Consider the following 13076-nt stretch of genomic DNA (forward strand, 5'->3'; position numbering starts at 1 on the left):
GCAGTTATCCGACTAAAAGTAACTTCCAACCTCCAACTTCCATCTTCCAGCATATCAATTTAACATAATATATTAAAAACTTACTGCCTATGTTTCGCAAAATCCTTTACTCATTCGTTATTTTGCCCTGTATTGCTTTGGCGCAGACTGCTGAGATGACCCCAAAGCAGGTGAGGGAAGATGTGGGTTTTATGATTAAAAGTATTGATGAAGTAAGTGTAGATCCTTACAGCGGAATTTCCAGGAAAAAATTCATTTTTGAGATGCAGAAGGCTGAAAAGGATATTTTAAAACAGAAAAAAAGAAGCATCGTTGATTTTTATAAAGCATTTCAGCCTGTGATGGTGATGCTCGAAGATGGTCATACGGAACTGAATATTTCAGATTATATAAGCAAAACAGATTACTTTATTTTTCCATTTTTGGTGAGAGTTTCGGAAGATGGTGTTTTTGTAAAGTCCACTAAATCAAGTTATCATGAAGCTTTTACAGAGGATTTAAAAGGGCTGAAAATCACTGATATGAATAGCATAAATTCAACAAAAATTTTAGAGTTATTGCAGCACTATACCAGTGGTGAAAGCAAAAAAAGCAGATTAGAACTAAGTGAATATTTTTTCAATAACTATTATAATTTGTTCTTTACCAAGGGAAATATATTGGAAATAACCTTTGATCAGGGGCAAAAATTAGAGATTCCTTTAATAAGAAAATCAGAGAAGAAATCCATAACTTCCCGTAATATAGTTACTAAAAGTTACTATTATGAGGTTACAAAGGAGAAAAACTACGCAGTTTTTACTTTCAGACAATTTGCTGATATAGAGAAATTCAGACCTTTTTTAGCGCAAATGTTTTTAGAATTAAAGGCTGAAGGCATTCAGAATCTTATCATTGACATCAGGGACAATGGCGGCGGAAACTCTGAGCTTGGTGATGAGCTTTTAAAATATTTGGTATCCAAGCCATTTTCACAGTATGAAAAAACGCTTGTTAAATACAGTGATATCCGTAAAGAATATTTGAGGAAATCCTCAGGAATCGATTCTACGGAATTAAAAAATTATTTACAGGGAATATCCGGAACTGTAGGCGTTATAGATCACTCGAAAAATATAATTGAGCCTAAGGATAAGAATGAACGCTTTACAGGAAATGTTTATCTGCTGGCAAGCGGCCAGACTTTTTCATCTGCAGCAGATTTTGCCAACGCATTCAAATTTTATAAAGCCGGGAAAATTATAGGATCAGAAACCGGGGGATTTATAATTTCGCCTGGAGAAGTTGTAAATAGACAATTGCCCAATTCAAAACTGTTTCTGAACGTATCATCTACAATAGATTTTAATATTGGAGCCACTGAGCATGACAGACATGGTGTAATGCCTGATATACAGATGGAAGCAGGAAAAGCTTTGGATTATACGGTAGAAAGGCTTATAAAGCAATAAATGAAGTTGTTATGTACTCTTTTCTGTAATAATATATTTTTCCTATAATTTATATTATGTTAAATAGAATATTTTACGGACTTTTCATTTCAAATGAAACTTCTCTTTATCAAAGCTTTAAAGCTTTCATTATTAAAATATTAAACAATGTTTCTATTCTAAAAATATTTAGTCCAGTTTTTTACAATGTATTATACATCTTCTTGAGTATTCAATTTTTGTTGAATATATTCTGAAGGAGTAATTCCTTCAAATTGCTTAAAAACTCTGTTAAAGGTTGACTGATTAGAAAACCCTGCTTCCGTATACACGTACATTAAGGTCGATTTTTGGAAATCTGTTTGGGAAAATAGCTTTTTAACATAATTAATTCTATACATGTTCAGGAACGTATTAAAATTTGTGTACCCTTTATAACGAATAGCCTTAGAAATGTATGCGCTATTAACGTCTAATGAGACACTTACTTTTGAAAGGTTCAATTTAACATCCTTAAAAAGCATTTGTTGAGTCATGATAACCTCTATCTTATCAAATACATTTTTCATAATTTCAGTATCTATTTGATCTGAGGGGCTTTTCGATGTTCTTTTAATTTGATTTTTATGTTCTTTAATGATCTCTTTTTGAGATTCTATAAAATCAAATTGCTGTTGAAACATTTCCTGTTTTCTTATTTTGCCTTTGTAATAAATAAGTAAAGCTATAACTAGGATGTTTGAAATGAATAAAAAAGTATCACTAAACATAATTTCTTTTTGAGTATGCTTGAAAAAACTGAATCCAATACCGCCCAATATTGATGGATTGTGCGCAACAACGATAGCAATGACGATGGTGATTAAGGCATAGACTGTATACATAATCATTGCTTTTTTTGAAAAAAATATATGGGCTCCCAAAGGAATGGGTAATAGCCAGAAAAAAGTTGCTATAGAATCATTCCAAAAAGCCGCCATTACAAAAATATTATAGATGGGCGCAAGGATCATGTAGGTATTGACAATTAGATTTTGAGAATATCTTTTTCGTGAAAAAAAATAAGTAATGCTTAAAAATAGTATTCCACAAATCAGATAATGGAAAATCATTTTGTCCTGGATGTGAAACTTATAAATTGCTGTAAAAGAGATTAGTATAAAAATCATGAGAACTAAATATCTGTCCATTAGTTCAAATTTCAACCTTGTTACAGGGTCATTTTTTACAGTCAAAGCCATCATATGTGTAAATAGATCATTGTATTTAGATAATTTCATGCCAAAATATGCATGCTTTATAAATTTACATTTGCATCATTGAGCTAAGAGTAAGGTATACACCCACTTTATTAGGTGAAGAAAAATTTTCTTGAATTGAAACAGGTAATTATTAACAGTATGTAGCCTCTACTCCATCCTACTCTATCAAATCCGACTTCTTTAGAAGATCATCATTGCTGGTATTATTGGGCACTCCATCCTCCATCTAACACAAAATGGGCACCGGATATGGAAGCTGCATTTTCTGCGGCTAAAAACAGTGCCATTTCAGCAATTTTTTCCACCGGAATGAATGATTTTACAGCTTGCTTTTGTAACATTATTTTTTCTATGACTTCATGTTCGCTCATGTGGTGTGCCTGGGCCTGATCAGCAATTTGTCCTTCCACAAGAGGCGTTTTTACATAGCCAGGACAGATGGCATTAGAGGTAACATTGTATGAAGCTCCTTCTAATGCAAGAACTTTGGTAAGTCCTATTACTCCGTGCTTTGCCATAACATAAGCTGATTTGTATTCAGAGGCACGTATTCCGTGTACTGAAGAGATATTAATTATTCTTCCGAATCTTTGGTGTTTCATCTTCGCAAAAACGGCTCTTGAGGCGTAGAAGGCAGCATTCATATTAAGTGCAATAATCTGCTGGTATTTTTCGACAGGAAAATCCTCAATAGGAGAAACATATTGAATTCCAGCATTATTCACAAGAATGTCAATACTTCCTAAGGTTTCATAACTATAATCAATAAGTTGCTGAACTCCTTCGGGTGTTATTAGATTTGAATGAATAAATCCTGTTTTTATGGAATACTGATCCGCATAACTTGCAGCAATTTCAGCTCCATTACGCTCTAAACCATTAAAGATCACATGATCTCCATTTTTAGCAAAAGCTTCTGCTACTCCTAATCCAATTCCGCTGGTACTACCAGTAATAACTACATTCTTAGCCATTTAATAAAAAATTTAATATTTCACGATTCAATTGTTCTGCTCCGTCCAAAACTACACCATGTCGAGAATTGTTTATGACGACCAATGCTGCATTCTTCATTTTTTCCTGATAACTTCTTTTATATTCTACTGAAGTATAATCATGATCTGAAGTTATAATCAGGGTCTTATGAGAGATCTCTTTCAAACGGGTACCAAGTCCCCATTTCATTAATTCCCCGAAAGTAAGAAGATAGGCATCTTCATCATTGCTTACTACTCTTTTTTGAAAGCTTTCTCTCCAGGTTTTCTGATGTTCTTCAGGAAACATTCCTGTTGCTATTTTTTCTGCCAAAGCATGGAATCCTTTTGTCTTGATTACTTCAGTTCTTTCGGCTAATAGATCTATTCCTGTAGAGTTTGAGTTATTAAAATCAGGGCTGGAATTGATAATAATCATTTTATCCACTATTTCAGGATGTTGGTACGCTAATTCAAACGAAACTGCTCCGCCCATAGAAAAGCCTACCATATTTGCTTTGGAAATTCCTGTTTTTTTAAGAAGCTGGAAAATATCTTCCATCATATATTCAACTCCTTGTTTTTCTGGTACTCTGGTTGAATGACCATGAGCTCTTAAATCAGGAGCAATAACTCTAAATTTTTGGGCTAATACCGGGATTTGAAGATCCCAGTCTCTATTGGATGATCCCAACCCATGAAGCAGTACGACAGGCGTTCCACTTCCGGAGTCAATATAATTAATATCTACTCCATTCACATTTATCAAAGCCATAGAAAGTTTAATTATTTTTTTTGAAAAAATCAATGTTGTATTTGAACTCTACAGAAACCAGTGTTCCAATGACGGGAGAAGCAACGAACTCTCTTACTTTTGCATTAAACAAATTGGTCACATTCGTTCCAATGGATATGCCGTTACTAAAATTGTATCCGGCATTGAGATCTACTGTAAAACCTCCTAACTGTCCATAGTTCCAGGTTCTTCCATTTCTGGCATTTTCAAAGATATCATTCTTTCCATCCCCATCTAAATCCTGTGTCTTGGCGGCAATATTAATCCCTGAAAAGAAATCATATTTTTGAACAAACCTTCCATACACTGCACCAAAAAATTTTGGGGTAGTATAATTAAAACCTAAAGAAAATTTGTTGGCTGGGGTATTGATCGGGATATCAGTATCTGTTACTTTTCCGTTATGATCTCCATCATTGGCCAAATCGTTTTTATCAATATCCCGTCCAAAATAAGAATAGTTGATGACTGTTTTTAAATGATCGGTCCAGTAATAATTTAATCCTATATCAAAACCATACGTTTTCACTTTTCCAAAATTAGAATACGTAAGTACCATCGCCGGATTAGCACCAGGAATATCAGACAAAGGGGTATTTCCCATTTTTGTTACAGTCCTGCCGCCCGTTGCAATATTAAGAAGAGGTCCTATAAAGTTCTCTGACATATTATAATAAGCATTGGCATCTAACCAAAATTTCTTGCCCAGGTTTCCTTTATATCCTACCTCGAAAGAGTTAATGGTTTCTACTTTTAATGAGGCAATTTGAGTCCCGTCTGATAAAGAGAATCCTTCCCCATTCCCCAGTACAAGTCCACCGAATAAATAACCCTTAAGATTCATGATAGAAGGTACGGCCATTCCTTTTCCATACGTTAATCTGAAATGTCCATCCCCTACTTTTTTGGTAATCGCCGCTTTGGGAAGCAAATTACTGCCATAATAATCATGTTTATCCAGACGCAGAGCCCCTAAGAACCCCCATCCGTCTATTTTATATTCAGCCTGGCCATAAACTCCTAACTGATTTACATTGATAGGACCATCAAAATCCAGCATATACGTATTTTTTGTATAAGCCATATCTCTTTGAAACTGTACCCCTCCAATCACACTCAATGCTCCCCAGGTATTGTTATACTGCCCTTCGGCATTAAATCTTTTAGAATTATCTTTAAATAAGGCTCCCCGGTTTAAAAATACTCCCCCCGAAGGAAGTGCAGGTACCGGAAACCATTGCTGTGTATATGAACGCTCCCTTGCCTCTGCATCCGAAAAACCTGCGTTGACCATAGAAACATAATTTTGTGTTCTCTGATTGATTGCATACGTTTTATCCGTATTACTCCATGTATAATAAGTATTGAGGAAAAATCTAGGGTGAATATATTTCAGCTGAAGTTCATCAATATTCCAGTCTTTAATTTGGTTCCTCCCGGCACTCGTTACGGCAAGGTTATTATTATTGCTGTGTCCGTAATAAGCTACTAGTTCTGATTTTCCTGGAAGCCTGTAATTCAGCTGCCCATTAAATTTGGTTGAAGAAAAGTCTCTGTTCAAATCTAATTCAGGATAGGCCTTATTATTAACATATACGGAATCAACGTAATTGAATTCTGTTCCCTGGGTATGTTCTAAAGCAACTTTAAATGCCAAACTTTTGTTTAATGCCTGTGCATGACGTACTCTTGTTGTCAAGACATTCTGGTTTCCGGCTCCAAAAGTAAGCGTTGTCCCTTGAGAACGGAAAGGATTTTTGGTGATCGTATTGACCAGCCCATTATGAGCAGTAGGTCCGTATAAAGTTCCGTTGGGACCTAATAAAATTTCTACTTTTTCTATATCTTCCTTTATGACCGTTGAAAATGTTCCAAACGGAAGTCCTGTTGCTACAAGGGTCTGAACACGGTCATCCGTAAGCTGTAAATTTTTGGAATTGAATGCAGAATTGAACCCTCTTATATTAATTCCGGTTCCCAAAACGCCTGACCGTACAAAATCTACTCCTTTTTGCCTGGCTGCCAGCTCCCCAACATTGAAACTGGTAAATTCCTGAATATCTTTAGCATTAATAATATTTACAGTAGCCGGAACTTCTGTGATTTTCTGAGCTTTTCTGCTGGCTGTCACTGTAATTTCTTCTATATCTCTTGTTTTGGTTGATGCTGAGTCTTTCTGTGCATAATATGCTGCCGTATTCATCATTGCTAAAAGAAAAAAGTATTTTTTCATAATAACTTGGTTGTTTTTATTAATACAATGATAAATGGAAAGTAAGAGTAAAGAATTGTCGCGCTGCTTTTTTACTCCTGTGACTAAAAGCTTAAAGGATGATTAAATATTTATAAATATGCATAAATATCTTGCCATTAATAGATTTTAAGTTAGGTATGACTTAAAAACAGAAGTTAACTGAGGTAAATTCTGAGAAAGAAGAGAAGCCGTAATTCTGAGGAAATTTGCATTGGTTTTTGTAAGCTTTACATCGGCAATGGTTTTGGATATTTTTTCAATAAGATGTTCTTTGGAGATTTGGTTCTCCATGTATTGAGCCAATGAGATACTCCACAAAAGATTGGGAATATAATCAGGTTTTATTTTTCTTTGTGATTCATTCATAATCAGCTTATATTTTTTTTCAAGATTTAGTATTTCCCCATACTTTTCTGAATGTAATAGCAAATGGGTATAAAATGTGAAAAAATAGTGCATTCGATACTGCAGAATCTCATCTTCGTATTTATTGAGAAAGTATTTAGCAATATTCTCTGCTTTCTGAAATTGGCGAAGTTCAGTAAAAACCCGAAGCTGATTGGATACAAAGGTTATTTTCCGATAGTAATTATGGGAGTTTTCATAATATGAAATATAATTTTCCAAAAGATCTTTAGCCTCCGATATTGCATTGGCTCTAAAATACATAGAAGCCAGGGTGTTGACATACATTAAAGTATCTTCATTCTCCTGTCGGATTGAAAGTTTGCCATAATAGATAGCATTTTTAAGATCATTCTGTTTGGAATACAGCAAAACCCTGCTGGAATAATAGTTGTAAAGTAGTCTTCTGCAATACATTTCACCATGACTAAAAAACTGGTCAATATGATCGAAAATATGCTGAAGTTTTTTTTCATTTCCTGCTGTATTATAAAGAAAAGCAAGAAGAATAAATGCTTTGTAACGGTTGCTGCCGTTGATATCCGGAGTCATGAATACTTTTGTAAGCCATCTTTCCCAATAAATGGGAAAACGATTTTTGGAGGTGTATTGTTCGGTAATATCAATGGTGGCCTGGTATAATTTTTCCTGAATATCCCTGGATTTTTTATAGGCTTCCCTGAATTTTTCCAAAAACTGAGAGATCACCTGATGGTCTTCAAATCGCAATCGTATCATCAGATAAGACCTGTATTCTTTCATGATTTCGTAAAGATTCTGAAAGTTAAAGCCGATTTTATGATAGGTTTTCACAAATTCCAACATCTCTTTTTCATCCTTAGGTGTTATAAGGTCCAGAAAAAGTTTTCGTTTAAACTCTAACAGCCAATTCCCTATTTTGTCCACATCAATTATATAGAGTTTATCTTCAATCCAGGATTTGATATAGTGATACTTTCGTTTATCTATCGTATCATCAAATTCTTGAATATTTTCAGGATGTAATGCATTATGAATAACCTTATTGAAGATCTCTCTTTTTCCTTCATCTTGAAAATTGGCAAGCTTACTTAGATAGAGTGCTTCATGAGGAAGAATAGAGTGACTGAAATTTTCAAAAATTTTCAGTTTTGGTTTCATAATGGATGTGTTTTAATTATTTTACTTCTTTTTGAATCCTGTTAATAGGCCGAAATAAAAGTACGGATTTCCTTGTTGACAATTTCCGGTTTCTCAAACTGCAAAAAATGCCCGCTTTCCGGGATAATAACGATCTTAGCGCTAGGTATCATCTCTTGGGCTTTACCGGCTACATCATTGATCGTCATTGACGGATGAAGAAATTTATTGGGGATCAGGAGGTCGTTTTGTGCAAAAAGGAAAAGAACAGGCAGTTTGAGGTTCTTAATACCATCAATGACTTTGTCATCCAGCATTCCACTTACTGATTTTTCAATAGCCAATGCGTGATCATTAAAATCATATGCCGTTTTTATTTTCTTTCTTTCACTAACCATTTTTTTCGCTTCATTGGGCATCGTATAGAAATTAAGGGAATAATTTCGATCAATTTGTTCATCTGAAGTTTTGATAATCAGGTCTTTGGTAGTGAAGTTTTTTAAAGTAGAAGATTCTGCTTCTGAAAACTCTTCAATCCCGGCCGGAGCAATCAATACAAGCTGGTCTACATATTGGGGGTATAATTCAGTAAATTTTATAGAAGCTTGCCCTCCCATGGAATGTCCGATGAGAACAAATCGTTTTATTTTGTGTTGATCTGCAAATTCTTTAATGATTTTGGCAAAATAAGTAGGAGTAAATTCCTTCGCTTTTTTATAAGACTTTCCATATCCGGGAAGATCTAAAGCAATACAGGTATAATACTTTTTAAGGTTTTCAATATTCCGGGACCATGCATCTGCATTGCTGCTGAGTCCGTGTATAAAGAGTAAGACGGGTTTATCTGTGCCTTCCTTTATGTAAGCAAGTTTTCCTTCTTTAAGGGTTGAATAATGAGTTTTAAAAGTGTACGGAGATAACATAGATTCCATCTTTGAAGTATTATTTTGTGCCTTGCAGAGAGATAGTATAGGGAGTAATATCAATAAAAATAACTTATTCATAACAAGTGGGATTGTTCATTATTATTTTGTTTGTTAAATAATTTATATAACTCTTTTCTGGATATTTTGCCTATACTGGTCGCTGGAAAATCAGTTATAAAAATGTAGTGTTTTGGGAATTTATACTTAGCCAGCTTATCTTTGAGGTAATTTTCAATATCTGTTTGCTTCAGATCTTGGGTTGTTTTTATAAATGCTGCGCCAACAGACCCCCAAACATCATGATTGACCGGTAATACAATAGTTTTTTCTACATGAGGATACTGGTTAATAAGTTGTTCGATCTCCTGAGGAAAAATATTTTCACCACCGGAAATGTACATTTCATCCATTCTGCCTTTTAGAAAATAATACCCCTCACTGTCCCGATAGGCTAAATCTCTTGTGTAAAACCACCCTTCTCTCAATTGATTTTTAGTAGCTACAGAATTATTCCAATATCCGGAAGTTACAATAGGTCCTTTTATACAAAGCTCACCGGTTTCATAATCTCCGACAGACTGACCATTAGAATCCTTAATGTCAATTTCAACATAAAAGTTTGCTTTTCCAATGGAATTAGGTTTTTCAAAGATCATATCCTGATGAAGAGAGGTAATGCTGGGGCCTGCTTCCGTAAGTCCATAACCAGGGCGTATTAATATATTTTTTTCCTTCCACCAGAATTCAATGGCTTGTTGTGTGATAAACTCGCCCCCTGTTACGATATAACGCAAAGAAGAAAGATTGGTTTTCTCAAAATCGGGATCTTTAGCAATCATCTGAAGAACTGTAGGAAGACATATAAATACTGTTGATTTTGTTTTCTCTAATGCACTTAGGACGTCAGAAGCTTCAAATTTTTTCAGGAGTTCTATCGTTCCACCGTTATGAAGTAATGGAGTGACAAATACATTCCATCCGGAAGTATGATATGGAGGAAGTATATTTATTGTTTTGTCATGGGAGGTCAGTTCTAGCTGCATGGTTGTGTTAAGGCTATTCCAGAAAAGCATTTTGTTGGTATAAAGAACCCCTTTAGGCTTTTGGGTTGTCCCGGAAGTATAGAACAGAAAAATGGGCAAGTCTTCTTTAATAGTAAAATTAAAGCTGATGAAGTCATCCGGAACGTCAATGTTGTACACATGATCTACAAAATTGGTTTTGGAGATGCAATTGAAATAATCTTTTGCAAGAGTCAGTTTATCTTTAAAATTTTCATTAAAAATAATTAGAGAGGGTTCACAGTCCTTTAATAATTCAAATATTTCTTTTGCAGAAAGACGATAATTAATGGGAACCAGGATAATTCCCAAACGCTGACATGCCGAAAAAAGGGCAATCATCAACGCTGATTGTTCTGCAAGTACAGCAATACGATCTCCTTCTCTGTATTTGGATTTTAAGATCTGTGTGACCGCAAAAGAATACCGATGCATTGCTCTATACGAATATTCTGTTTGAGTATCCAATTCAACCACCGCAATCTTATGGGGAAGATAATTTGACCATTTGCTTATCCAGTCCAAACCATTCATGACTCAATTTTGTTTCTATTAAAAATATGTAAAATAATTGCGATCAGCAAAGAAATAAGAATCGCAATGGCTGCGGAAACACCAGGGTTTTTGATAGGCCCTTTCATATAAGTGGTAATGGCTAAAAAATAAATTCCAAAATGGACTACAAATGCTGTTACAGATGCTATAAATACAGTAGATAACTTTACTCCTTTAACAAATGTTCCAAAAATAATAGGAACAAAAGCCGCTGCAAAATAGCCATACACCCCCATTTGAGCAAAAATTCCAACACTTAAGGTGGGATTTATAATCTGTTGGTAACTGATGAGAAAACTGACCACCGCTAAGATGATAATCACAAATTTATTGACTAAAAGGTTGTGTCTGGCTACCTTTTCTTTAAATATAGGTTCTAAAATATCTAATGTAATACTGCTGGAAATAGATTGAATGAGGCTCTCCAATGTTGCCTGCCCAGCCGAAACTAAGCCCACTACAACAATCAATCCCACCAATACTGAAAAACGGGCAACCACATAATTAGGAATAATTTCATCCATCTTCATTTTCTGTTCGTTAATAGTAAGATCAGGATATATAATTCTGGCATAGAACCCCACTCCCACCACAAGAAAGAAAAGCGTCATAAATACAATGGCACTGAGCAAAAATTTATTGACATGTGCCGGACTTTTCAGCATTAATGTTTTGGTGATAATATGAGGCTGGCAGATAATGGCCACTCCTACGATGATCTGACAAACCACAATTTCAAAAAAATCCCGGAAAAGAGGACTTTCTTTGTTTGTTAAGGTGGTAAGATTTGGATCTATATCATGTAATTTGCCAAGAAAGCTTCCTATACCGTCTTTAAAAAGATAGAATCCGGAGCCTAACATAATTAAGGCAACTAAAAGCTTAAAAATGACCTGCATACTATTGGTGTACATCAATGAATTGGCTCCTCCAAACATCATATAGCCAAAGACAAAAACTGTAATAATAAGCAGAACATAAAATGGATCAATATGTAAAGCTTTTGATATGACATTGGTAATTCCAACATTAATCAAGACAATAAAAGAAATGAGAAGTAATCCTAAAAATGCAAAGAAAAAGCGATAAGCCTGGCTCTTAAAACGATTTCCCATCCATTCTGCCATCGTTTTTGCATTGAACTGTACTCCTACATTGGCAAAGCTCTTCGCCATAACCGTTAATGAAATAAAGGCTGACAAAGGAAGGATAATACCTAATGAAATAAAACCGGAAACGCCATATAGTGCTATAAACCCCGGATTGATAATAAATGATGCTGCACTCGTCATAGAAGCAGCCAAAGAAAGCCCTACCATCCAAGGGGAAAAACTCATATTTCCCACAGCATAATCTTTCATATTATTGGCTTTCCTAGCACCTCTTATTACAAAAAAGATAATGGCTACAGCATACATTGCCAATACAATTCCAATCAATACTGTCCAGTTGTTATCAACATTCATCTTGTATATTTTGATACAAAAAAACAGAAAGCAAAAAACTTTCCTATAGCATTCAACCGAAAAGTAAGTATGACTTACTAATAATAACAGGTTATTTAATCAAAAAAAAGCTATAAATAAAGGGTTTAATTATAGTGTGACATAATTTGATTGATGCTTGATATAGATTCTTACTATATGATTTCCGTGTTAAATAAAAATAATCAATCCCGATAAAATTTTATCGGGATTGATGTGTATTAAAAGTTTATTACGTTTATTGACGAGTCAGATTATATTCTGAACCCGAGGTCTGGGAAGTCCATGCACTTCCACTATTCATCTGAATTGTTTTTCCATCAACAATAGAGAATGTTGTTACCCTGTCTGCAATATTTTTATAAACAAGAATTACTTTTTTTGTATTTGTATCAAATTTCCAGGTTCCTGTACTTGACATTGGATCTGTACTGCCTGATAGGGTTTCTGCTAATGCAAATGTATTGTCGGCATTGAAGGTAATCACCACATTTCCTGAAGGTGTTTTCCCTGCATATTTTCCTGCTTTAAAATCAGAAGAAGAAGTTACTGTACTTCCATTTCCACTGGTTGAACTTTTCATTGAATTGCAAGAAAATGCTAATCCCATTACTGAGACGGATAAGGCTGCTATAATAATCTTTTTCATATATTATGTATTTAAAATTGTCTATTATGTCACTAAAATTATGCCATAAATTTGGATATGGTTTTTGAAATATTTTAAACTACAATATGAACAATCAATCTCCAGAGTCTGCAGACTTGGAGATTGATTTGTATCAATACCTCCTTCAGAGATCTATCCCT

The 13076-nt window shown here is 34.6% G+C and carries 10 protein-coding genes; 1 reads left to right on the plus strand and 9 read right to left on the minus strand.

Annotated features, from left to right (window positions below; genetic code table 11):
• Positions 1 to 89 precede the first annotated feature (89 nt).
• Positions 90 to 1451, plus strand: coding sequence for a S41 family peptidase (locus tag NBX25_RS14030; protein ID WP_250254084.1), 1362 nt, complete (start codon positions 90 to 92; stop codon positions 1449 to 1451).
• 191 nt (positions 1452 to 1642) lie between these two features.
• Here NBX25_RS14030 and NBX25_RS14035 read toward each other — a convergent pair whose 3' ends face one another.
• From NBX25_RS14035 to NBX25_RS14075, 9 genes are all read right to left on the minus strand, one after another.
• Positions 1643 to 2620, minus strand: coding sequence for a helix-turn-helix domain-containing protein (locus NBX25_RS14035; RefSeq protein WP_250254085.1), 978 nt, complete (start codon positions 2618 to 2620; stop codon positions 1643 to 1645).
• Positions 2621 to 2895: 275 nt separating this feature from the next.
• Positions 2896 to 3666: a 3-hydroxybutyrate dehydrogenase gene (locus NBX25_RS14040; RefSeq protein ID WP_250254086.1), complete on the minus strand. Its 771-nt coding sequence runs from the start codon at positions 3664 to 3666 to the stop codon at positions 2896 to 2898.
• Entirely contained in the window at positions 3659 to 4441 is a 783-nt protein-coding gene (locus NBX25_RS14045; protein ID WP_123911384.1) for an alpha/beta fold hydrolase, read from the minus strand. Before NBX25_RS14045 ends, NBX25_RS14040 begins: the two co-directional genes overlap by 8 nt.
• 7 nt (positions 4442 to 4448) lie before the next feature.
• On the minus strand, positions 4449 to 6695 hold the full coding sequence (locus NBX25_RS14050; RefSeq protein WP_250254087.1) for a TonB-dependent receptor plug domain-containing protein: 2247 nt from the start codon (positions 6693 to 6695) through the stop codon (positions 4449 to 4451).
• A gap of 147 nt (positions 6696 to 6842) precedes the next feature.
• Positions 6843 to 8261, minus strand: a complete 1419-nt coding sequence (locus tag NBX25_RS14055; RefSeq protein WP_250254088.1) for a hypothetical protein — start codon at positions 8259 to 8261, stop codon at positions 6843 to 6845.
• 41 nt (positions 8262 to 8302) lie between these two features.
• Entirely contained in the window at positions 8303 to 9172 is an 870-nt protein-coding gene (locus NBX25_RS14060) for an alpha/beta fold hydrolase (RefSeq protein WP_250254089.1), read from the minus strand.
• Between the two features lie 68 nt (positions 9173 to 9240).
• Positions 9241 to 10761, minus strand: coding sequence for a class I adenylate-forming enzyme family protein (locus NBX25_RS14065; RefSeq protein ID WP_250254090.1), 1521 nt, complete (start codon positions 10759 to 10761; stop codon positions 9241 to 9243).
• Positions 10758 to 12248, minus strand: a complete 1491-nt coding sequence (locus tag NBX25_RS14070) for a sodium:solute symporter family transporter (protein ID WP_250254091.1) — start codon at positions 12246 to 12248, stop codon at positions 10758 to 10760. Before NBX25_RS14070 ends, NBX25_RS14065 begins: the two co-directional genes overlap by 4 nt.
• Positions 12249 to 12504: 256 nt before the next feature.
• Positions 12505 to 12915 (minus strand): copper resistance protein NlpE N-terminal domain-containing protein, encoded by a 411-nt coding sequence (locus NBX25_RS14075; protein ID WP_123911391.1) that lies wholly within the window; start codon positions 12913 to 12915, stop codon positions 12505 to 12507.
• Positions 12916 to 13076: the final 161 nt, after the last annotated feature.

The organism is Chryseobacterium sp. Marseille-Q3244 (genome assembly GCF_940807095.1).
In the GTDB taxonomy this organism is placed as follows: Bacteria; Bacteroidota; Bacteroidia; order Flavobacteriales; family Weeksellaceae; genus Chryseobacterium.

Bases quoted from the DNA above. Each gene is read 5' to 3' on its own strand.
- NBX25_RS14030 (WP_250254084.1), top strand. From the start codon at position 90: ATGTTTCGCAAAATCCTTTACTCATTCGTTATTTTGCCCTGTATTGCT.
- NBX25_RS14035 (WP_250254085.1), bottom strand. From the start codon at position 2,620: ATGGACAGATATTTAGTTCTCATGATTTTTATACTAATCTCTTTTACA.
- NBX25_RS14040 (WP_250254086.1), bottom strand. From the start codon at position 3,666: ATGGCTAAGAATGTAGTTATTACTGGTAGTACCAGCGGAATTGGATTA.
- NBX25_RS14045 (WP_123911384.1), bottom strand. From the start codon at position 4,441: ATGGCTTTGATAAATGTGAATGGAGTAGATATTAATTATATTGACTCC.
- NBX25_RS14050 (WP_250254087.1), bottom strand. From the start codon at position 6,695: ATGAAAAAATACTTTTTTCTTTTAGCAATGATGAATACGGCAGCATAT.
- NBX25_RS14055 (WP_250254088.1), bottom strand. From the start codon at position 8,261: ATGAAACCAAAACTGAAAATTTTTGAAAATTTCAGTCACTCTATTCTT.
- NBX25_RS14060 (WP_250254089.1), bottom strand. From the start codon at position 9,172: ATGGAATCTATGTTATCTCCGTACACTTTTAAAACTCATTATTCAACC.
- NBX25_RS14065 (WP_250254090.1), bottom strand. From the start codon at position 10,761: ATGAATGGTTTGGACTGGATAAGCAAATGGTCAAATTATCTTCCCCAT.
- NBX25_RS14070 (WP_250254091.1), bottom strand. From the start codon at position 12,248: ATGAATGTTGATAACAACTGGACAGTATTGATTGGAATTGTATTGGCA.
- NBX25_RS14075 (WP_123911391.1), bottom strand. From the start codon at position 12,915: ATGAAAAAGATTATTATAGCAGCCTTATCCGTCTCAGTAATGGGATTA.